The following is a 20,731-nucleotide window of genomic DNA, read 5'->3' on the forward strand; positions in this document are numbered from 1 at the left end:
AAGCGTTTACAATTATCTTGCAGCCGAAATGAATACGTTTCCAAAGGAGGCGGAATATGCTTACTCCTGAAAGGTATCAGCTGATTATGGATCAGATTGAAAAGCGAGATGTGGTGAAGATTCAAGAGCTGATAAGCATGACAAACGCTTCTGAATCAACGATCAGAAGAGATTTATCAACACTTGAAGAGCGCGGGTTTTTAAAGCGCGTTCACGGCGGGGCGTCTAAACTTTCCAACAGCAGGCAAGAACCCGATATGCTTGAAAAATCCTCCAAAAACCTTCAAGATAAACTGAAGATCGCAGAAGAAGCGGCATCTTTATTAGAAGAAGGTGACTGTATTTACCTCGATGCGGGAACAACTACATTGCACATGATTGATTTTATAGATCATACAAAGGACATTGTGGTTGTCACAAACGGAGTTATGCATATCGATGCCTTAATAAGGAAAGGGATTCCTTTTTATCTTCTCGGAGGATATGTGAAGCATAGAACAGGTGCGATGATCGGCGGCGCCTCATTAACGGCGGTCAGCCAGTACCGTTTTGACAAAAGCTTTCTCGGGGTGAACGGCGTGCACATTGAAGCCGGCTTTACAACACCCGATCCGGATGAGGCTCTTCTGAAGACAAAGGCTGTGAGACAGGCGAAAAATGCGTATGTTTTAGCCGATCCTTCTAAATTCGGCGAGATTTCTTTCGCAGCGTTCGCCGCCTTGGGCGATGCCGCTATCATTACCACTGAAGCTGAAGAACTTGCATTCGATAATTACCAAGAAAAAACTGTCGTAAAGGTAGTGAAACCATGATTTACACTGTAACCCTCAATCCGTCTGTTGACTATATCGTTCACGTTGAAGATTTTGCCGTAGGCGGTTTAAACCGTTCCAGCTATGACACGAAGTATCCCGGCGGAAAAGGCATCAACGTTTCGAGATTACTGAAAAGACACCATGTGCCGTCAAAAGCATTGGGGTTTGTCGGCGGATTTACCGGAAATTATATCACGTCATTTTTGCAGCAGGAAGGTCTGGAAACGGCTTTTTCTGAGGTAGATGAAGACACGCGTATAAATGTAAAACTGAAAACGGGCGATGAAACGGAAATTAACGGACAGGGCCCGACGATTTCAGACGAAGTGTTCAATGCCTTTTTAGAACAGTTCTCCGCTCTGGAAGAGGGAGACATCGTCGTTTTAGCGGGAAGCATTCCTTCTTCCCTGCCGCATAACACGTATGAAAAAATTGCTGAGGCATGCAGAAAGCAGAATGCCCGGGTAGTGGTGGACATCTCCGGTGAAGCGCTGATGAAAGCGACAGAAATGAAACCGTTTTTGATGAAGCCGAATCATCATGAGCTTGGGGAAATGTTTAATACGGTCATTGATTCAGCCGAAGCTGCCGTTCCTTACGGTAAAAAATTAATTGAACAAGGCGCTGAACACGCGATTGTTTCGATGGCTGGCGACGGTGCGCTTTTATTTACGAAAGAGGCGGTTTTCCTCGCCAATGTTCCTAAAGGAAAGCTTGTCAATTCCGTAGGCGCGGGTGATTCCGTCGTCGCGGGATTCCTTGCGGGAATTTCAAAACAGCTGCCTTTGGAAGATGCGTTCCGTTTAGGAGTTGCTTCCGGAAGCGCGACGGCATTTTCTGAAGAACTCGGAACTGAAGAGTTTGTACAGCAGCTTCTTCCTGAAGTTAAAGTCACACGTCTATAGAGGAGGAAAGAAAAGTGAAGATAACTGAGCTGTTAACAAGAGATACAATTCATCTCAATATAGAAAGCAAAGAGAAAGAAAACGTTATCGATGAAATGGTGACAGTGCTTGACAAAGCCGGCAGATTAAATGACAGAGAGGCTTACAAAGCAGCCATTTTAAATCGTGAAAGCCAAAGCTCAACGGGAATCGGCGAAGGCATTGCCATCCCTCATGCGAAGACGGCGAGCGTCATTAACCCGGCCATCGCATTCGGCCGTTCAAAAGATGGTGTGGATTATGAATCATTAGACGGTCAGCCGGCACACCTGGTCTTTATGATTGCGGCAACCGAAGGAGCGAATAATACGCACCTTGAGGCATTATCAAGACTTTCAACGCTTCTTATGCGTGAGGAAATCCGCAAACAGCTTCTTGAAGCTGAATCAGAAGATGCGATCATTGACATCATCAATCAGCATGACAAAGATGACGATGAGGAAGAAGAAGAGCAGGAAGAACAGGCAGCGCCGTCAGGAAAAGGCAAAATCCTTGCCGTTACGGCATGTCCGACAGGTATCGCCCATACGTTCATGGCAGCTGACGCACTGAAGGAAAAAGCGAAAGAGCTCGGCGTTGACATTAAAGTCGAGACAAACGGCTCAAGCGGTATCAAACATAAGCTGACGGCTCAAGAAATTGAAGACGCGCCTGCGATCATCGTGGCGGCTGATAAACAGGTTGAAATGGAGCGCTTTAAAGGCAAACATGTTCTTCAAGTACCTGTAACAGCTGGTATCAGACGTCCTCAGGAACTGATTGAAAAAGCCGTTAACCAAGATGCGCCGATTTACGAGGGCAGCGGCGGCGGATCTTCCGCTTCAAATGAAGACGGCCCGAAACAGAAATCAGGCACAAGTATCGGAAGCACTTTCTATAAACACTTAATGAGCGGTGTCAGCAACATGCTGCCTTTTGTCGTCGGCGGCGGAATTCTCGTTGCGATTTCATTCTTCTGGGGCATTCATTCAGCTGATCCGAAAGACCCGACATACAACACGTTTGCTGCAGCACTGAACTTTATCGGCAGCGATAATGCGTTAAAGCTGATTGTTGCAGTTCTTGCCGGATTCATCGCAATGAGTATTGCGGACCGTCCGGGATTTGCGCCGGGTATGGTCGGCGGATTTATGGCCACGCAGGCGAATGCCGGATTCTTGGGCGGACTGATTGCCGGATTCTTAGCCGGTTATGTCGTAATCCTGCTGAAAAAGCTGTTTGTCTTTATTCCTCAGACTCTTGACGGATTAAAACCTGTATTGATTTATCCGCTGCTCGGTATTTTTATCACAGGAGTTCTGATGGAATTTGTCATTAACACACCTGTAGCAGCGTTCATGAATTTCTTAACAAATTGGCTTGAAAGCCTTGGAACTGGAAACCTTGTTTTAATGGGTATTATTTTAGGCGGTATGATGGCTATCGACATGGGCGGCCCGCTCAATAAAGCGGCGTTCACATTCGGAATTGCGATGATCGATGCCGGAAACTATGCGCCGCATGCGGCCATCATGGCGGGCGGAATGGCTCCGCCGCTTGGAATCGCACTGGCGACAACATTCTTTAAACACAAATTCTCTAAACGTGACCGTGAAGCCGGTATTACGTGCTACTTTATGGGAGCAGCTTTCGTTACAGAAGGCGCCATCCCGTTTGCAGCGGCTGATCCGCTTCGCGTCATCCCTGCAGCCGTTGTCGGTTCTGCGGTAGCGGGCGGGTTGACAGAGTTTTTCCGGGTAACGCTTCCTGCACCGCACGGAGGAATATTCGTTGCATTCATTACGAACCATCCGCTGCTTTACTTAATGAGCATCGTGATCGGAGCGATTGTAACGGCGGTTATCTTGGGAATCGTCAAAAAACCGGTTGTAGAGAAATAAGCAAAAAGCGTCCTTTACGGGCGCTTTTTTCAATCATGTACGCATAGAAGCGTTATGTATTTTGTGATGAGTTATGATAAAGTAAAGATGGTACATGAACTGAAACAGTGATCGTCTAGGAGGAACCACGTTGACTGAAGAACAAAAACCTACTTCTGAAAAATCGGTAAAAAGAAAATCCAACACATATTGGGAATGGGGAAAGGCTATCATTATAGCGGTCGCACTTGCGCTGTTAATCCGCCATTTCCTGTTCGAACCGTACTTAGTGGAAGGATCATCAATGTACCCGACATTACATGACGGTGAAAGGCTGTTTGTCAACAAAAGCGTCAATTATATCGGAGAAATCGAGCGGGGGGACATCGTCATTATTAACGGCGATACATCGAAAGTCCATTATGTAAAGCGTCTCATCGGAAAACCGGGAGAAACGGTGGAAATGAAAAATGACACGCTTTATATAAACGGCAAAAAAATCGCAGAACCGTACCTCGCGAGCAATAAAAAAGAAGCGAAAAAACTGGGAGTCAACCTGACGGGAGATTTCGGCCCCGTAAAGGTTCCGAAAGGCAAATACTTCGTCATGGGCGACAATCGGCTGAACTCAATGGACAGCCGGAACGGACTCGGTTTAATTGCCGAAAACCGGATCGTCGGCACCTCGAAGTTTGTGTTCTTCCCGTTTCATGATATGCGTCAGACAAAATAAAAACGCCGCGCTGCCCGATTTGGACAGCAGGCGTTTTTTATTTGGCAAACGAGGCGGCGACGGCGATGAACAATACCGTGGCCAGCACTGATCCGACAATGGCCAGAACGCTGAAAAAAAGGTTCACCTGCTTCTTCTCTTTGCCGCGTTTTTCAAGCATCCGTTTTGAAAAGAGATGCGAAAACGTATAAATAAGGGCGATTCCGACGTACAAGCCGATGTCACGGGCCGTAAAGCCTGTGACGGCCAGAAAAACCCCGGTGAAGAAAATCATAAAACAGTATTCTGTGAGTGTTAAAAGCTTCAACTTGTTCCTCCGTGATGAATATGTATATATATCTATTGTATCACAGCGCTCCGGGTTTGACGCCTGCATCTTTCAAACCCGTATATTCGCAGGGAAACATTTCTCTTCCCCTTTATTCATGGTATACTTTTAATGATGATAGACACGATGGAGGATTCTAAATGATTGCTGTAAATAATGTGAGCTTGCGTTTTGCGGATCGCAAGTTATTTGAAGATGTCAATATTAAATTTACGCCGGGCAACTGCTACGGATTAATAGGCGCAAACGGTGCCGGAAAATCAACATTTTTGAAAATTTTATCCGGTGAGCTGGAGCCGCAGACCGGCGATGTCCATATGAGCCCGGGTGAACGTCTTGCCATTCTGAAGCAGAACCACTTTGAATATGAAGACTTCGAAGTGCTGAAAGTCGTCATTATGGGACATAAACGTTTATACGAAGTCATGCAGGAAAAAGACGCGATTTATATGAAGCCTGATTTTTCAGATGAAGACGGCATCCGCGCCGCTGAGCTTGAAGGAGAGTTTGCGGAATTAAACGGATGGGAAGCTGAAAGTGAAGCCGCTATTTTGTTAAAGGGCCTGGGCATCTCTGAAGACCTGCATACGAAGAAAATGGCGGACTTAGGCGGTTCAGAAAAGGTGAAAGTGCTTTTGGCACAGGCGCTGTTCGGCAAGCCGGACGTTCTGCTGCTTGATGAACCGACCAACCACTTGGATCTGAAAGCGATTCAGTGGCTGGAAGAGTTTTTAATCAACTTTGAGAACACAGTCATCGTCGTATCCCATGACCGTCACTTTTTAAATAAAGTGTGCACGCACATCGCCGATCTTGATTTTAATAAAATTCAAGTGTACGTCGGCAACTATGATTTCTGGTATGAATCCAGCCAGCTTGCTTTAAAGCTTTCTCAGGAAGCCAACAAGAAAAAAGAAGAGCAGATTAAACAGCTTCAGGAGTTCGTGGCCAGATTCAGCGCCAACGCTTCTAAATCAAAGCAGGCGACATCAAGAAAGAAACTCCTTGATAAAATCACGCTTGATGATATCAAACCGTCATCACGCCGTTATCCTTATGTCAATTTCACGCCGGAACGCGAGATCGGAAATGACGTGCTGCGGGTTGAAGGCTTAACAAAAACGATTGACGGGGTAAAAGTGCTTGATAACGTCAGCTTTATTATGAACAGAGAAGATAAAATCGCTTTTACGGGCCGCAACGAACTTGCCGTTACGACATTGTTTAAAATCATTTCCGGGGAAATGGAAGCAGACAGCGGCACATTTAAATGGGGCGTGACCACTTCTCAGGCGTACTTCCCTAAAGACAACAGCGAGTATTTTGACGGCAGCGATGCGAACCTTGTTGACTGGCTCCGCCAATACTCGCCGCATGACCAAAGCGAAAGCTTTCTGCGCGGTTTCTTAGGACGCATGCTGTTCTCAGGAGAAGAAGTCAACAAAAAATCAAACGTCCTTTCCGGAGGAGAGAAAGTGCGCTGCATGCTTTCAAAAGCGATGCTTTCCGGCGCGAATATTTTAATTCTGGATGAACCGACCAACCACTTAGATTTGGAATCCATTACGGCGCTTAACAACGGCTTAATCAGCTTTAAAGGCGCTATGCTGTTTTCATCTCATGACCATCAGTTTGTACAGACAATTGCCAACCGTATCATTGAATTAACGCCTAAAGGCATTGTTGACAAACAAATGTCTTATGACGAATTTCTTGAAAACGCGGATGTACAGAAAAAGCTTGAAGAGCTATACGCGTAATAAAGAAGCAGGGGAGACTCTGCTTTTTTATTTATGAAAAAAGTTTTCAATCTTCTGACTTCCCGTTACAATAAATGAATACATAACTTGAAAAGATACGGAGGAATGCATCATGAAGTTTTTAATTGTCGGAGCTGGAGGAGTGGGCGGATATATCGGCGCGCGTCTTGCAGAAAAGGGAAATGACGTTACGTTTCTCGTCCGCAAGAAACGGGCGGAACAATTACAAGAAACGGGTTTGACCGTCAAAAGTGCAAAAGGTGATGTTTCAATCAAGCCGAAATTAATGATGGCGGGCGAAGAAGGAGCATTTGACGCCGTTATTATCGCTTCAAAAGCGTATTCTTTGCAGGACGTCATGCGGGATGTCAAACCGTTTGTCAAACCTTCGTCGGTCATTATTCCTTTTTTAAACGGATACAGGCACTATAACCAGCTGTTTGAAGCTTTTTCAAAACGGCAGGTGCTGGGCGGCCTCTGCTTTATTGAGAGCGCCCTTAACGACAAAGGGGAAATTCTTCATACGAGCGCTGCCCACCGCTTTGTTTTCGGTGAATGGAACGGGGAACGCACAGAACGTATGAACGAGCTGGAAAACGCATTTGCAGGTGTGAAAGCGGATGTCATCATCAGCCGGGATATTGAAAAGGACATTTGGAAAAAATATGTGTTTATTGCCGCGCAGGCGGGAGTGACCACTCTGTTTCAACAGCCGGTCGGACCGATTTTAGAAACAGAAGGCGGCCGCAACACGGCAAAGCGCCTCTTTGCTGAAATCGGAGCCATTTTCAAGGCTGCCGGCATCCCGAAAGATCCTGGTCTGGAAGAAGAGAGTTATCGCACATTGACAAGCATGTCTTACCATATGAAATCGTCGATGCTGAGAGATATGGAAAAGGGCAGGGTGACGGAAGGTGATCATTTACACGGATTTTTGCTTGAGAAAGCGAAAGGCTTGTCAGTTGATACACCTGTTTTGGAAACCGTCTGCGCCAACTTGCAAATGTATGAAGCGAAATAAAAAGGAGGCCTGATCGCCTCCTTTTTTATTAAAATGCCCAGTTTCCGTTTCTGAAGATCGGTTCTCTTTTGCCGTCCGCCGTAATGCCGTCGATATTCATATCTTTGGAACCGACCATAAAATCTACGTGTGTAATGCTTTCATTTAAGCCCTCTTTGACAAGCTCTTCCCGTGTCATTTGTTTACCGCCCTCAATATTAAAGGCATACGCACTGCCGATCGCCAAGTGGTTAGAGGCGTTTTCATCGTACAGTGTGTTGTAAAATAAAATATTTGATTGTGAAATCGGTGAATCGTACGGCACTAAGGCCACTTCTCCGAGATAGTGTGAGCCTTCATCGGTTTCGACGATGCCTTTTAAAATCTCCTCGCCTTTTTCAGCTTTCACATCGACAATGCGGCCGTTTTCAAAGGTAAGAGTGAAGTTATCAATAATGTTGCCGCCGTAGCTCAGCGGTTTCGTGCTGGAAACCGTGCCGTTCACCCCGTCACGCTGCGGAAGGGTGAAAACCTCTTCTGTCGGCATGTTGGCCATGAATTCGTGCCCGCTCTCATTCACGCTTCCCGCGCCTGCCCATACATGTTTTTTCGGCAGTTCAATGGTTAAGTCTGTTCCTTCAGCCTGATAATGCAGGGCGCTGTAATGTTTTTTGTTTAAGTGTTCCACTTTTTCATGAAGATTTTGATCATGTTTTTTCCATGCTTCCACAGGGTTTTCTTCATTTACGCGGGTCGTTTTGAAAATTTCTTCCCATAAAAGCTGAACGGCTGTTTCTTCCGGCTGATCCGGGAACACTTTTTTCGCCCAGCCTGTTGAAGCCGCTCCGATCACCGTCCAGCTGACCTTATCTGATTGAATATATTGTCTGTATGTATGCAATGCTTTTCCGGCGGCTTTTTGGAACGCTGCAATCCGTTTGCCGTCAGTGCCTTTTAACAGGTCGGGGTCGGATGAGACGACAGAAATAAACGCAGCCCCTTTTTTCGCGAGCTCTTCTTTGCCTTTTGCTTCCCATTCAGGATACTCTTCAAACGCTTCAAAAGGTGCCATCTCGTATTTTAATCTGGACAGTTCATCGTCCTGCCAATTTACGGTGACGTTTTTTGCGCCTTTTTCATAAGAATGTTTGGCAAGCAGTCTGACAAGTTCCCTAACATCAGTTGAGGCATTGATTACGACATGCTGTCCTTTTTGGACATTGACGCCGACTTCTACCGCCAGCTGAGCATATGTATGTAACTTTTCAGTAAACGAACTCATCGTTCATTCCTCCTCATCGGTTTTTCTCATCATATCAAATATCGCCTCATAAAGGAAAGAAAGGAGCACAAACGAAAAAGACACAGCTTTTGCTGCGTCTTTACGGGTGATTCAGTTTTACGGCGCCGCCGGCCGGAGAATGGGGCATATTGGCCAGTGAAATGCTCATACCCCCCAAAATAATTCCGCTTAAAATGACGGCTACTGCTACGCGTCTTCCCACATCTCTAAGCATATGCTTCCTCCTTAATGTTTCTCCAGTTCTCACAATATGAGCCGGCCGGAGAAAAAAGAAGCACAATCTTATTATTTAATCGCTTTTTGCAGCTTGTCGATGACGTCTAATGAACGCCCCGTGCCGATAGCCACTGATTCAAGCGGATTTGCCGCCAAATGAACGGGAACGACGATTTCTTCTGTCAGCCATTCTTTCATCCCGTTTAAAAGGGAGCCTCCGCCTGTTAACACGACGCCGCGGTCAACAATATCACCGCTGAGCTCCGGCGGGCAATCTTCAAGTGTCGCTCTGATCGCTTCAAGAATATGCAGGAGCGACTCACGCATCGCGTGCTGAATTTCATTAGACTGCAGTCTGATTGTCTTCGGCAGACCGGTTACAAGGTCACGGCCGCGGATTTCCATCGTTTCCGGCACATGTTCAATCAATGCAAAACCGATTTCCATTTTCACTTGTTCTGCCGTACGTTCCCCGATCAGCAGGTTGTATTTTTTTCTGACGAACGAGGCGATATCTTCATCAAGCTGGTCGCCGCCGATTCTGATTGAATGGCAGGATACGACGCCCCCGAATGAGATGATGGCGACTTCAGTCGTACCGCCGCCGATATCTACGACGACGTTTGCGACCGGCTCGTCAACAGGGAGGTCGGCCCCGATTGCAGCGGCTACGGGTTCTTCAATCAAGTGAACGTTTTTCGCTCCGCAGTTTTTGACAGCGTCACTGATGGCGCGGCGTTCAACGGCTGTTGAGCCTGAAGGCGTGCAGACGACGACATTCGGTTTGCGGAAAGTCATTCCGATTTTTTTTCCGGCTTTTTTCATAATGTGTTTTAATAAGTCAGTTGTCATATCATAATCAGCAATGACACCGTCTTTCATCGGCCGTACGGCGACGATTTTCCCCGGCGTCTTTCCGATCATGCTTTTGGCATCCGTTCCGATGGCAAGCACCGCTTTCGTTGTTGTATCTACAGCGACAACGGAAGGTTCGTTTAAAATAATTCCTTTATTTTTACTGTAAACAAGTATATTAGCGGTTCCTAAGTCGATTCCGATCTCAGTTGATTGAAACATGTTTTCACCCAATCCCTATCCTGATTTAATTGATTCTACATTTAAAGTTTCTGAGAAAAACCACGATTTTTGGGGGTTTCCGCCGGGAATGAAATGTTTTTGTAAAAAAGGAGGGAAAGTCTGTATCCCATATTTCAAAAGGATTTTCTTCTGTAAAAAAACATTCAGTTCCGGATGCTGAGAAACTTTTGCTCCGTTCCTTTCGTCTACGTTTATGAAGGATTTTCCTTGGACATAAAGAAGAGACATTAAAGGAAGTAGGGGATTTCTATGAAATCAATTGGTGTAGTAAGAAAAGTAGACGAACTCGGGCGTATTGTCATGCCGATTGAATTGAGAAGAGCATTGGATATCGCTATTAAAGATAGTATTGAATTTTTCGTTGACGGAGACAAAATTGTCTTAAAAAAATACAAGCCGCACGGCATTTGCTTAATGACGGGGGAAATTACCTCCGAAAATCAGGAGTACGGCAACGGCAAAATTATTTTAAGTCCTGAAGGAGCGAAAATGCTGCTTGAGGAAATCGAGGAAGCGTTAAAAGATAGATCATAATCAGCAAAAAGGGCGGAGCATCATTCCGTCCTTTTATTATGAACTTGTGCAAAAACTCACGGGAAAAGTAAGTGAACCTGCTCAATTAATTGGGAATAGTTATCATTTTTTAGTCAATAATGCAGTCAACAATGTTACAATATATGTAGAAATGCTAGCGGCAGGTGGGACTATGGGAAAATATCAAGCGCGTATCATTTCCTTAATCTTGGCAATGATTTTTATTATGTTTTGGGATTATTTATTTTATATGATTGAACGGAATCCGATTAACTGGCCAGTTGACATCACCTTTACCGCCGTCACATTAATCGGCGTCTGGCTGCTGGCTTATTATGTGGACAATAAAAAGCAGCTGCTGGCGGAGCTGAAGGACAGCGAGCAGAAAGCAAAGGCGCTTTCAGATGAGAAAAACCGGATCATGGACAATCTGCAGGAAATCGTTTTTCAGACGGATGCACAAGGGAATATTACATATTTGAATCAAGCCTGGACGGCGATTACGGGCCACTCCATCAGCGAATGTATGGGCACGATGTATAATGATTATTTTATAAAAGAAAAACATATCATTGATTATATTATCTCCCAAATCAAGCAGCAGTCCCCGTCAGGAATGTTTACGGCCAAATATATTAAAAGAGACGGCTCGATCTTTTGGGGAGAAGTCCATTATAAGCTGTATTATGACCGCAGACAGAAATTTGTCGGAAGTCTGGGGACGATGTCTGATATCAGTGAACGGAAAAAAGCGGTCGACGAGCTTCTGGAAACGAACGAACGCCTTGCCATGCAATCTCAAAAGCTGGCCATTGCCGGGGAGCTTGCGGCAGGAATCGCCCATGAAGTAAGAAATCCTTTAACGTCAGTCAGCGGCTTTCTCCAGCTGATGAAAGCCCAGTATCCGGAAAGAACGGATTATTTTGATATTATTTTTTCGGAGATTAAAAGGATTGATCTCGTGCTGGGGGAGCTGCTTCTGCTCGCCAAGCCGCAGACCGTGACGTTTACCGCTCATCATCTCAACCATATTTTAAGGCAGGTGGCGACGCTTCTTGACACGAACGCGGTGCTGTCGAACACTGTGATTGAGAAGGATTTCAGGCAGACTGAGTCCTGTATGGTCAACGGTGACGAAAACCAGCTGAAACAGGTATTTATCAATATTATTAAAAATGCGATTGAAGCGATGCCTGACGGCGGGAATATTCATATTTATACAAAACGGGATGAAGAATACGCGGTGATCAGCATACAGGATGAAGGGAACGGCATGTCGAAAGAAAAGCTTGAAAACATCGGGAAACCGTTTTTCTCAACAAAAGATCAGGGAACGGGTCTCGGTCTTCCGATTTGTTTACGAATTCTGAAGGAGCATAATGGTAAACTTAACATTAAGAGCAAAAATGGAGAAGGCAGTACGTTTCAGGTGATTCTGCCGTTAGAAGCGGCTGCTGTCCAAAAGGAGGAAAAATAACTTGCTTCTTTTTGTATACGGTTTGTTACGGAAGCGTGAAGAAAACCATGAACTGCTGAAAGGCGCTCCGTGTGTGTGCGAGCAGGCCGCGATAAACGGCGTGCTGTACGAAACGGATAAAGGTCAGCCTGCGGCGTCTTTAGCAGAAACAGCTTTTGTGTACGGGGAATTGTATGAAACAGATCATCAGATGATCCGTAAGCTGGATGCGTATTATGCTGATTTTGATCGGAAAGAGGTTGCCGTGACGACGGATGCCGGGAATAAAACCGCCTTCGCATATGTCGTAAAGCCCGGCCAGTGTGCCTCATTCAGCCGTATCAAAAGCGGAGACTGGAAAGAATACCGTTTTATGAAACGGGAGGATGACAGTCCGGTTTATTATTTCGCTTACGGCTCCTGTATGGACAATGCCCGGTTTAAACAGGCGGGGGTCGACCACTTTTTTGCCGAGCCGGTCGGAGGGGCGGTTGTTGAAGGGTATTCGACGAGATTCACGTTAAGGCGTCCTGACGGTTCCAGAGCCGATCTTGTTGAAGACGGGGGACGAACTGAAGGCGTGCTGTACAAGCTCCCGTTTGAAGCGGCAACCTATCTGTACAAAAGAGAAGGTGTTGATAACCACACATACCGTCCAGCATTCATAGAAGTGTGTGCCGGCGGCCGTGTATACAGAGGCGTCCTGACGTTTCTCGTTCTTGATAAAGCTGAGGAAATTGCGCCTCCGGGTCACTATCAGGAAGAAATCGAACGCGGAGCGGACCTGTATTTATCGCCCGCCTTTTCAGAAAAGCTTAAACGCTATATGAACTCATTGCCGAAAATGTGATACTATTCCTATTAGAGATATTGTTTAAAGGAGTACTGTTATGAGAAAAGAGTTTGCCGTTATCGGTCTCGGACGCTTCGGCGGAAGTATTTGCAAAGCATTAAGTGAAGAAGGCCTTGAGGTCATGGCGATGGATATTGATGAAGATAAAGTAAATGAATACGCCAAAATCGCATCACACGCGGTCATCGGCGATTCAACCGATGAATCGGTGCTGAAAAACTTAGGGCTGCGCAACTTTGACCACGTCATTGTGGCAATCGGCGAAAATATACAGGCGAGCATTTTAACGACGCTGATCTTAAAGGAACTCGGCGTGAACACGATCACGGTTAAAGCGCAGAACGATTATCATGAGAAAGTGCTTGCGAAAATCGGGGCCGACCACATCGTCCACCCTGAACGTGACATGGCAAAACGCATCGCCCACAACATCGTATCAAATAATGTGCTTGATTATTTGGAGCTGTCCGACGAACACAGCATTGTGGAGATCGTGGCCAACAGCAGGCTTGCGGGCAACACACTGCTTGACCTGGACATCCGGGCGAAGTACGGCATTAATATCGTGGCCATCAAGAGAGAAAAAGAAGTGATCGTATCTCCGCTGGCGACTGAAATGATCCAAAAAGAAGATATTCTCATCGTTATCGGCTCTCTTACGGACATTTCCCGATTTGAAAAAAGAGTGCTTCATACAAAGTGAAAAGCCGTCCGTAAAAGGGCGGTCTTTTATTATGTCAGAATAGTAAGACATTTATCGTGTAAGCGGTATTTTCTGCGATTTTTATTGACTATGATCAAGCGATCCGATAGCATATTGTACCATATAAAGAAAAAGAGGAGGCCTCATTTTGAACAAAGAAACACTGGCTGAACGGCTGAATGCATCAGCCGGCAGACAAAAAGCCGATACCGTCATTAAAAACGGAAACATCATGGATGTATTTAACCAGGAATGGATTTCTGCAGATATCGCCATTACGGGCGGAATGATCGTCGGGCTGGGCGAATATGAAGGGGAAGAAGTCATTGATGCAGAAGGTCAAATGATCGTTCCGGGCTTTATTGACGGACATGTTCATATCGAGTCCTCTATGGTTACTCCGATTGAATTTGCTAAAGCCGTCCTCCCACACGGAGTGACTACGGTCATTACTGATCCTCACGAAATTGCGAACGTTTCCGGAGCAAAAGGCATTTCATTTATGATAGAGCAGGCGAAAAAGGCGCCGCTGAACATCCGTTTCATGCTTCCTTCCTGTGTTCCCGCCGCTAGCTTTGAACGCTCAGGAGCCGTATTAAAAGCCGAGGATTTAAAGCCTTTTTATCAGGAGAAAGAGGTGCTCGGACTTGCGGAAGTAATGGATTATGTGTCTGTTGCGGAAGGTCAAGAGGATATGCTTCAGAAACTGCTTGATGCCAAGCGTCACGGAAAACGGATCGACGGGCATTTAGCCGGACTCTCTTCAGATATCATCAATATATATAGAACCGCAATGGTGTCAAATGATCATGAAGTGACGACAAAAGAAGAAGCGCTGGACAGAATCAGACGGGGAATGTATGTCATGCTGCGCGAAGGATCGGTGGCAAAAAATACGCTCAATGTGCTGCCGGCGGTGAATGAAAAAAACGCGCGGCGCTTTTTCTTTTGCACGGATGATAAGCATGTAGATGATCTGCTTTCAGAAGGAAGTGTGAACCACCAAGTCAAAATGGCGATAAAGGCGGGACTTGATCCATTCCTTGCGTATCAGCTCGCCAGCTTAAATGCGGCTGAGTGCTACGGTCTTGAAACAAAAGGGGCGGTAGCGCCGGGTTTTGACGCAGATCTGCTGTTCATTTCAGATGTACGGGAGGCTGCCGTCACGAAGACCATGGTCGCCGGCCGGACCGTTGCCGAGAACGGACGCACGGTTTATGAACAGTCTGCCGGTTCCTATTCGCCGGACCAGGCGCTGTTGGATACAGTGCGGCTGAAAGCGCCGCTGACTGAATCGGATTTTCATATACCGATTCAAGAGGGCAAGAAAATGAACGTAATCGAAATGATACCGAATCATTTGGAGACGAGAAAAAAAGAAGTGCCTGCACCGTCTGCTGACGCGTTTCGTCCTGATACAGAAAATGATTTATTAAAAATCGCCGTCGCAGAGCGGCACAGCGGCGAAAAAATGATAGGACTCGGGATTGTACAAGGGTTCGGGTTAAAAGAAGGCGCCATCGCCACAACCATTTCTCACGATTCCCATAATATCATCGCCGTCGGTACAAACGATGCCGATTTGGCAAAAGCAATCAACAGGCTCCGTGACACCGGAGGAGGATTAACAGCCGTGAAAAACGGAGAATTGCTTCATTCCGTTCCGCTTCCGATCGCCGGGCTTTTGTCTGATAAGTCGGCGGAATGGGTCAATGACAGCTTGGGCGTGCTTCATGAAAAGCTTTCTCTGCTCGGATTCACCGGTGATTTCAATCCGTTTCTCACATTATCGTTTTTAGCGCTTCCGGTGATTCCGGATATTAAAATGACGGCGGCCGGTCTGTTTGATGTCAAAGCCTTTCAGCATATTCCGCTGCAATAAAAAAACTGCACTCGTAATGAGTGCAGTTTTTTTTAGACCTCCATAATGATCGGAAGGATCATCGGGCGGCGTTTTGTTTTTTCGTATAGGAACGGAGCAAGCGTATCGGTAATTTCGTTTTTAATTTCGGACCACTGCGTTGTTTTCCGATCCATTACTTTCTCCAGATGGTTCGAAATGAGCTGCTGCGCGTCATTGATCAAATCACCGGATTCTCTCATGTAAACAAAACCTCTTGAGATTAAATCAGGTCCCGCCGAAACCTTAAAGTCGTCCATATTGATGCTGACAACAACGATAACAAGGCCTTCTTCTGAAAGAATGCGGCGGTCGCGGAGCACGATATTGCCGATATCACCGATTCCGCTTCCGTCAATGTAAACGGAGCCGGACGGAATTTTGCCTGCCACAGCGGCTTCTTCGCCTTTGAGGGCCAGCACTTCGCCATTATCCATGATAAAGCAGTTTTCTTCAGGTATGCCGCAATCAGTCGCGAGTTTGACGTGCATTTTCTGCATTCTGTACTCACCGTGAATCGGCATAAAGAACTTCGGTTTGATCAGGCGGAGCATTAATTTCTGCTCTTCCTGTCCGCCGTGTCCGGATGTATGAATGTCATTCAATGAACCGTGAATGACTTCTGCGCCCGCACGGTACAGCTGGTTGATGGTGCGGCTTACGCTGATTGTGTTTCCGGGAATCGGAGAGGAAGAAAAGACGACCGTATCTCCGGGATTAATGGAAATCTGCCGGTGCGTCCCGTTAGCGATGCGTGATAACGCCGCCATCGGTTCACCTTGGCTTCCCGTACATAAAATCGTTACCTTATTGGCAGGCAAACGATTGATTTCGTTATGCTCAATAAACGTATTTTTAGGACAGGTAATGTAACCGAGATTTTGTCCGATTTCAATAGCCGATTCCATACTGCGTCCGAATACGGCAACTTTTCTGCCGTTTAAAACGGCTGCTTCAATCACCTGCTGAAGACGGTGTATATTCGAAGCGAATGTCGCAAATATAATTCTGCCGTCCACTTTTCGGAAAATATCGTGAATGCTTTCGCCTACGCGGCGTTCTGACATGGTGAAATCAGGAACCTCACTGTTTGTACTGTCAGAAAGCAGGCACAGAACGCCTTCTTTCCCGATTTCAGCCATCTTTGTCAAGTTTGCCGGTTCGCCTACCGGTGTGAAATCGAACTTAAAGTCCCCGGTATGTACGATATTGCCCGGCGGTGTTTTGACGACGATTCCGTATGAATCCGGAATGCTGTGTGTCGTTCTGAAGAAGGATACAGACGTCTTGCGGAACTTCACGATGTCGTCTTCACCGATGATGTTTAATTTGGTCTGTCTTAACAGCCCGTGCTCTTCAAGTTTATTCCGAAGTAAGCCGATCGCGAGTTTACCGCCGTAAACGGGAATATTTACTTGTCTGAGCAGGTACGGAATACCGCCGATATGGTCTTCGTGACCGTGGGTGATAAACAGACCTTTAATTTTATCTTCATTTTTTACTAAATACGTGTAATCGGGGATTACGTAATCAATGCCGAGAAGTTCATCTTCCGGGAACTTGATTCCCGCATCAATCAGTACAATTTCATCCTGAAACTGCACCCCGTACGTATTTTTTCCGATCTCGCCCAATCCGCCGAGGGCGAAAACGGCAGTCTGGTCATTTTTTACAAATTTCATTCCGCTCATAACTCCAATACTTTAAAATTTTCGCTCTGCTTCTCATATTCTAAAAAAGCACCGTCCACAGGCTGAACAAATTCAATGTTGTATTTCTGATCTTTCAGTTTCGTTCTGACGTCCCGTTCTGAAACGCCCTCAATGTAAAGTGAATCTGTTTTTTCCCGAACAGGTACTTCGTCAGCCTTCTCTTGATAAAATACCTTATAAATCATCCAAATCTCTCCTTAAATGCCGTATGTTAGACTCGCTTATTCTATTATATTCGAAAACGGATTATAAGGAAAGTCTCGAGCAAAAAAGGGACTTTCAAAAACCGAAAGATCCCTTCTACGCGATGACTTTTTTTCGGAGCATTCCGCCCCACTGTCTTCTGAGTTTCTTCCGTAATCGGCGCAGCATCGTATACCTCCTTTAAAGCCCTTTATAGCAGTAGTATGCGGAAAAAATGAATTTGTTTTCGTGGGTAAAACTGGAATTTCATCAAGGCGGTTTTCCGGAAGAAAAACTTTCTGTATGATGATATTGAAAAAGACACGACTGATAAACGGGAAAAAGGAGAAATTGACATGAAACCAAAATTGATCTTTTTTGATATTGACGGCACGATCTATGACCATGATAAACATATTCCCGATAGCGCAAGAAACGCCGTGAAGGCGCTTAAAGAGGCTGGCCATCACGTTTTTATCGCCAGCGGAAGGTCCCCGTTTATGGTAAAACCGATTCTGGAAGAGCTTGAGATTGAATCATTTATTTCATACAACGGCCAGTATGTCGTATTTGAAGGTGAGGTCATTTATAAAAATCCGCTTCCTGAAGATGCGGTTGCGCGTTTATTAAAGCAGGCGGCAGAAGGGGAGCACCCCGTCGTATTTATGGCGGAAGATACGATGAAAACGACCGTCCCCGGACATCCGCACGTCTCGGAAGGAATCGGCAGTCTGAAAGCGCCTTATCCCGAAGTTGATGAAACATTTTATAAAGGAAAAGAAATTTATCAGCTGCTTTTATTCTGCCGCGGACATGAAGAAAAAGCATATGCCGCTTTTCCGGAGTTTGATTACGTCCGCTGGCATGAATTGTCAACGGATGTGCTCCCGAAAGGCGGTTCAAAAGCGGAAGGCATTAAAAGAGTGCTTGAGCGGCTTCCGTACGGCGTAAGTGACACTTATGCATTCGGCGACGGACTAAATGATCTTGAGATGATCCGTTTTGTCGGCACCGGGGTGGCGATGGGAAATGCGGTTCCGGAATTAAAAGCTGCCGCTGATTTCGTCACAAAGCCGGTGGATGAGGAAGGAATCAGCTGGGCCGTCAAAGAACTGGGCCTTTTGAAATAAAGAAAACCGGCACTTTGGGAAGTGCCGGTTATTTTTAACGGTCAATGGCAATGGCGTTTTCAGGTTCTTTGAACGGATTTTCTTTATCGATATGGTCGTAAAACATCACGCCGTTCAGATGATCGATTTCGTGCTGAAACACGATGGCCGGAAAACCTTTGAGGCGGATGTCAATCTGTTCTCCTTCAAGCGTCACCGCCTTTACGCGGATGCGGGCGTAGCGCGGCACATAGCCGGGAATGGGTTCGTTTACCGACAGGCAGCCTTCTCCGCTCGTCAAGTAGCTTTTTTCCACTGAGTGGCTGACGATCTTAGGGTTAAAAAGAGCATAGCTGTATAAAGTGCCTTTCGCATCTTCTGCATGGACGGCGATCATCCGTTTTTTTACGTCTGTTTGCGGAGCGGCAAGACCGACGCCCGGACGAAGCTTGTATTTCTCGGCTAATTCAGGATTTTGGCTGTTTTTCACAAACTCAATCATATCAGCAAGATGCTGTTTTTCTTCGTCAGAAGCGGGAAGCTGAACCTCTTCAGCGATCTCTCTGAGCGCGGGATGTCCGTCGCGTACAATATTTTCCATAGTAATCAAGAAACTTCACTCCTAAAGCTTAATATGTAAATTATAGCGAATTTCTTTATCGCGGCGCAACGAAACAATTGGCCGGCCATAGCAGGCCGGCCGATGTTCATGGTGTTTAAGGTCAGCAGCCGCAGCCTAAATAAGCGGCACCGACGATGATTAATAAGATAAACAATACGACGATTAATGCGAATGTGCGGCCGTATCCGCCGCCGCCGCCGTAACCGTAACCGCCGCCATAACCATATCCGCCGCCGCAACAACCGCCGCCAAATCCGCCGCCAAATCCGCCGCCAAATCCATATCCGTACATAAAAAAACCTCCTCTTTTAATTACGCTGACCCTCTGTCAGCAGGGCCGGCGTCTACTATAAACTATGTAAAAGCCAAAAAGATGTATGGTCATCCGCCCTGTTTTCTCAATTTTTTACGCAAGTATTCTTTGAAAGCACCGTAAGCGTCTTTACCCGGTCATGCCAATTACAGCTCAGCTATTGTCAAAAAGCGTTCGGGCTTCTATAGTGGAAATTGTCAAGATTGGGGGATTTTAAGTGAATATGATTCAAAAAAAGGTATTAGCAGGAATCGGAGCGCTCGGCGCCGCAAGTATGCTGCTTGCCGGCTGCGGGGGAAAAGATCCGGTTGAATCGCTTCATGACTCGATGGAAAAAGCCGTTCAAGCGGAAAAACCGTTTCAAAAAGAGCAGAAAACATTAGAAAAATTGGAGAAAAAAGAGCATAAGCTATACGACAGCGCGGTTAAACTGAATATGGATGATTACCAGAAAATTGTCACACTGTCTGATCAGGCTCTGAGCAATGCAAATCAGCGAAAAAAACATCTGAAAGCAGAAAAAGACAGTATTGATGATTCAAAAAAAGCGTTTGAATCCGCAAAAAAAACTTCTCAAGAAATAAAGGATAAGAAAGTAAAAGAAAAAGCCGGGCATGCTGTCGCTTTAATGGAGAAAAGGTATGCATCTTATGATCTTTTGTACAAAAAGTACGAAAAAGCCATTTCACTTGATAAGGACCTTTATAAACTGATTAAAGATAAAAAGCTCACATTAGCGCAGCTGGAAGAGCAAATCAGCAAAGTAAACTCAGTTTACGAAAAGGTGCATAAACAAGCAGATGAGTTCAATCAATTTACTAAAGACTACAACAAAGAGAAAGAACTATTATTCCGCAAATAGTATAGTGAAGGCATATCGGCATGGGCTGATGAACTGATAACAACCGAGTTCAGCCGCCTGTAAAAAGGCGGCTGAAGAATTGGTATATACGTGTGTTTCCCATTGACAACAAGTAAATCATGGTATAGTATTTATTTAGGGAAATATTCACATAAAACCAATCGTTGTTTCGGCACGTTGGAATGTTTTTATTATATTGATATATATAAAACAGAATGAAAATGTGATTTTAATTATCAGAAAATTCTATCTATTTATATTTACGGCGATATGATATTTGTACATGCTTTTTGCTTTTAAACCTTTATCCGGCATAAAGGTTTTTTTATTTTGCTTAGTAATGCTTATTAAGTAAGGGTGCTGAAAGTAAACGACAATTTTAAAATTGAAGTGAAAAACGTTTATCAAAATCGTAACGAAAAGAAACG

At 45.5% G+C, this 20,731-nt stretch carries 21 protein-coding genes; 13 read left to right on the forward strand and 8 right to left on the reverse strand.

Features of this window, described 5'->3' with window-relative positions; translation table 11 throughout:
- Positions 1 to 56: 56 nt before the first annotated feature.
- The 4 genes from NYE50_RS08075 (at position 57) to sipT (ending at position 4,351) form a co-directional block, all read left to right on the forward strand.
- A complete protein-coding gene (locus tag NYE50_RS08075) occupies positions 57 to 812 on the forward strand; it encodes a DeoR/GlpR family DNA-binding transcription regulator (RefSeq protein ID WP_014417627.1) in 756 nt (251 codons plus the stop codon).
- On the forward strand, positions 809 to 1,720 hold the full coding sequence (gene pfkB, locus NYE50_RS08080; protein ID WP_003154572.1) for a 1-phosphofructokinase: 912 nt from the start codon (positions 809 to 811) through the stop codon (positions 1,718 to 1,720). Before NYE50_RS08075 ends, pfkB begins: the two co-directional genes overlap by 4 nt.
- Positions 1,721 to 1,734: 14 nt before the next feature.
- A complete protein-coding gene (locus NYE50_RS08085; RefSeq protein WP_159354105.1) occupies positions 1,735 to 3,639 on the forward strand; it encodes a PTS fructose transporter subunit IIABC in 1,905 nt (634 codons plus the stop codon).
- 130 nt (positions 3,640 to 3,769) lie between these two features.
- Positions 3,770 to 4,351, forward strand: a complete 582-nt coding sequence (gene sipT, locus NYE50_RS08090; protein WP_003154568.1) for a signal peptidase I sipT — start codon at positions 3,770 to 3,772, stop codon at positions 4,349 to 4,351.
- Positions 4,352 to 4,388: 37 nt separating this feature from the next.
- Here the strand turns inward: sipT and NYE50_RS08095 are convergent, their stop codons facing one another.
- Entirely contained in the window at positions 4,389 to 4,658 is a 270-nt protein-coding gene (locus NYE50_RS08095) for a hypothetical protein (protein ID WP_159354106.1), read from the reverse strand.
- A gap of 161 nt (positions 4,659 to 4,819) precedes the next feature.
- On the opposite strand from NYE50_RS08095, the gene NYE50_RS08100 reads away from it, so the two are divergent.
- Together NYE50_RS08100 and NYE50_RS08105 are read left to right on the forward strand one after the other, a co-directional pair.
- Complete coding sequence (locus NYE50_RS08100) at positions 4,820 to 6,439, forward strand: ABC-F family ATP-binding cassette domain-containing protein (RefSeq protein WP_007409642.1); 1,620 nt, start codon at positions 4,820 to 4,822, stop codon at positions 6,437 to 6,439.
- A gap of 112 nt (positions 6,440 to 6,551) precedes the next feature.
- Positions 6,552 to 7,460: a ketopantoate reductase family protein gene (locus tag NYE50_RS08105; protein WP_172869213.1), complete on the forward strand. Its 909-nt coding sequence runs from the start codon at positions 6,552 to 6,554 to the stop codon at positions 7,458 to 7,460.
- 28 nt (positions 7,461 to 7,488) lie between these two features.
- Here NYE50_RS08105 and NYE50_RS08110 read toward each other — a convergent pair whose 3' ends face one another.
- From NYE50_RS08110 to mreBH, 3 genes are all read right to left on the reverse strand, one after another.
- Positions 7,489 to 8,721, reverse strand: coding sequence for an aminopeptidase (locus NYE50_RS08110; protein WP_007409644.1), 1,233 nt, complete (start codon positions 8,719 to 8,721; stop codon positions 7,489 to 7,491).
- A 100-nt stretch (positions 8,722 to 8,821) separates the two neighbouring features.
- The gene (locus tag NYE50_RS08115) at positions 8,822 to 8,956 is read right to left on the reverse strand and encodes a protein YkpC (RefSeq protein WP_003154559.1); all 135 of its coding nucleotides are present in this window, start codon (positions 8,954 to 8,956) and stop codon (positions 8,822 to 8,824) included.
- Positions 8,957 to 9,027: 71 nt separating this feature from the next.
- Positions 9,028 to 10,035 (reverse strand): cell shape-determining protein MreBH, encoded by a 1,008-nt coding sequence (gene mreBH, locus NYE50_RS08120; protein WP_014417632.1) that lies wholly within the window; start codon positions 10,033 to 10,035, stop codon positions 9,028 to 9,030.
- Positions 10,036 to 10,305: 270 nt separating this feature from the next.
- On the opposite strand from mreBH, the gene NYE50_RS08125 reads away from it, so the two are divergent.
- The 5 genes from NYE50_RS08125 to ade all read left to right on the forward strand — a co-directional run bounded on the left by NYE50_RS08125 (position 10,306) and on the right by ade (position 15,484).
- The gene (locus tag NYE50_RS08125; RefSeq protein ID WP_024085249.1) at positions 10,306 to 10,590 is read left to right on the forward strand and encodes an AbrB/MazE/SpoVT family DNA-binding domain-containing protein; all 285 of its coding nucleotides are present in this window, start codon (positions 10,306 to 10,308) and stop codon (positions 10,588 to 10,590) included.
- A 172-nt stretch (positions 10,591 to 10,762) separates the two neighbouring features.
- Positions 10,763 to 12,067, forward strand: coding sequence for an ATP-binding protein (locus NYE50_RS08130; protein WP_014417634.1), 1,305 nt, complete (start codon positions 10,763 to 10,765; stop codon positions 12,065 to 12,067).
- Position 12,068: 1 nt separating this feature from the next.
- Positions 12,069 to 12,896, forward strand: coding sequence for a gamma-glutamylcyclotransferase (locus tag NYE50_RS08135; RefSeq protein WP_014417635.1), 828 nt, complete (start codon positions 12,069 to 12,071; stop codon positions 12,894 to 12,896).
- 40 nt (positions 12,897 to 12,936) lie between these two features.
- Entirely contained in the window at positions 12,937 to 13,602 is a 666-nt protein-coding gene (gene ktrC, locus NYE50_RS08140; protein ID WP_003154554.1) for a Ktr system potassium transporter KtrC, read from the forward strand.
- A gap of 148 nt (positions 13,603 to 13,750) precedes the next feature.
- Positions 13,751 to 15,484 carry an adenine deaminase gene (ade, locus tag NYE50_RS08145; RefSeq protein WP_159354107.1) on the forward strand — a complete coding sequence of 578 codons (1,734 nt, stop codon included), beginning with the start codon at positions 13,751 to 13,753 and terminating at the stop codon, positions 15,482 to 15,484.
- A 32-nt stretch (positions 15,485 to 15,516) separates the two neighbouring features.
- Here ade and rnjA read toward each other — a convergent pair whose 3' ends face one another.
- Both rnjA and NYE50_RS08155 read right to left on the reverse strand, forming a co-directional pair.
- Positions 15,517 to 17,184: a ribonuclease J1 gene (gene rnjA, locus NYE50_RS08150; RefSeq protein ID WP_007409649.1), complete on the reverse strand. Its 1,668-nt coding sequence runs from the start codon at positions 17,182 to 17,184 to the stop codon at positions 15,517 to 15,519.
- A gap of 5 nt (positions 17,185 to 17,189) precedes the next feature.
- Entirely contained in the window at positions 17,190 to 17,399 is a 210-nt protein-coding gene (locus NYE50_RS08155; RefSeq protein ID WP_003154548.1) for a DNA-dependent RNA polymerase subunit epsilon, read from the reverse strand.
- Between the two features lie 354 nt (positions 17,400 to 17,753).
- Here NYE50_RS08155 and NYE50_RS08160 point away from each other — a divergent pair, with 354 nt between their 5' ends.
- The gene (locus NYE50_RS08160) at positions 17,754 to 18,527 is read left to right on the forward strand and encodes a Cof-type HAD-IIB family hydrolase (RefSeq protein ID WP_015239775.1); all 774 of its coding nucleotides are present in this window, start codon (positions 17,754 to 17,756) and stop codon (positions 18,525 to 18,527) included.
- A 34-nt stretch (positions 18,528 to 18,561) separates the two neighbouring features.
- On the opposite strand, the gene def is transcribed toward NYE50_RS08160, so the two are convergent.
- Both def and NYE50_RS08170 read right to left on the reverse strand, forming a co-directional pair.
- Positions 18,562 to 19,116, reverse strand: a complete 555-nt coding sequence (def, locus tag NYE50_RS08165; RefSeq protein WP_159354108.1) for a peptide deformylase — start codon at positions 19,114 to 19,116, stop codon at positions 18,562 to 18,564.
- A gap of 112 nt (positions 19,117 to 19,228) precedes the next feature.
- Positions 19,229 to 19,420: a YjcZ family sporulation protein gene (locus NYE50_RS08170; RefSeq protein WP_159354109.1), complete on the reverse strand. Its 192-nt coding sequence runs from the start codon at positions 19,418 to 19,420 to the stop codon at positions 19,229 to 19,231.
- 244 nt (positions 19,421 to 19,664) lie between these two features.
- On the opposite strand from NYE50_RS08170, the gene NYE50_RS08175 reads away from it, so the two are divergent.
- The gene (locus NYE50_RS08175) at positions 19,665 to 20,303 is read left to right on the forward strand and encodes a YkyA family protein (protein ID WP_032865273.1); all 639 of its coding nucleotides are present in this window, start codon (positions 19,665 to 19,667) and stop codon (positions 20,301 to 20,303) included.
- The last annotated feature ends 428 nt before the right edge of the window (positions 20,304 to 20,731 follow it).

This window comes from Bacillus sp. EU55, from assembly GCF_038005925.1.
Taxonomy (GTDB): Bacteria; Bacillota; Bacilli; order Bacillales; family Bacillaceae; genus Bacillus; species Bacillus velezensis.

Excerpts from the sequence above, each read along its gene's own strand:
- NYE50_RS08075 (WP_014417627.1), top strand. The coding sequence starts at position 57 with ATGCTTACTCCTGAAAGGTATCAGCTGATTATGGATCAGATTGAAAAG.
- pfkB (WP_003154572.1), top strand. The coding sequence starts at position 809 with ATGATTTACACTGTAACCCTCAATCCGTCTGTTGACTATATCGTTCAC.
- NYE50_RS08100 (WP_007409642.1), top strand. The coding sequence starts at position 4,820 with ATGATTGCTGTAAATAATGTGAGCTTGCGTTTTGCGGATCGCAAGTTA.
- NYE50_RS08105 (WP_172869213.1), top strand. The coding sequence starts at position 6,552 with ATGAAGTTTTTAATTGTCGGAGCTGGAGGAGTGGGCGGATATATCGGC.
- NYE50_RS08110 (WP_007409644.1), bottom strand. The coding sequence starts at position 8,721 with ATGAGTTCGTTTACTGAAAAGTTACATACATATGCTCAGCTGGCGGTA.
- NYE50_RS08115 (WP_003154559.1), bottom strand. The coding sequence starts at position 8,956 with ATGCTTAGAGATGTGGGAAGACGCGTAGCAGTAGCCGTCATTTTAAGC.
- mreBH (WP_014417632.1), bottom strand. The coding sequence starts at position 10,035 with ATGTTTCAATCAACTGAGATCGGAATCGACTTAGGAACCGCTAATATA.
- NYE50_RS08125 (WP_024085249.1), top strand. The coding sequence starts at position 10,306 with ATGAAATCAATTGGTGTAGTAAGAAAAGTAGACGAACTCGGGCGTATT.
- NYE50_RS08130 (WP_014417634.1), top strand. The coding sequence starts at position 10,763 with ATGGGAAAATATCAAGCGCGTATCATTTCCTTAATCTTGGCAATGATT.
- ktrC (WP_003154554.1), top strand. The coding sequence starts at position 12,937 with ATGAGAAAAGAGTTTGCCGTTATCGGTCTCGGACGCTTCGGCGGAAGT.
- rnjA (WP_007409649.1), bottom strand. The coding sequence starts at position 17,184 with ATGAAATTTGTAAAAAATGACCAGACTGCCGTTTTCGCCCTCGGCGGA.
- NYE50_RS08155 (WP_003154548.1), bottom strand. The coding sequence starts at position 17,399 with ATGATTTATAAGGTATTTTATCAAGAGAAGGCTGACGAAGTACCTGTT.
- NYE50_RS08160 (WP_015239775.1), top strand. The coding sequence starts at position 17,754 with ATGAAACCAAAATTGATCTTTTTTGATATTGACGGCACGATCTATGAC.
- NYE50_RS08170 (WP_159354109.1), bottom strand. The coding sequence starts at position 19,420 with ATGTACGGATATGGATTTGGCGGCGGATTTGGCGGCGGATTTGGCGGC.
- NYE50_RS08175 (WP_032865273.1), top strand. The coding sequence starts at position 19,665 with ATGATTCAAAAAAAGGTATTAGCAGGAATCGGAGCGCTCGGCGCCGCA.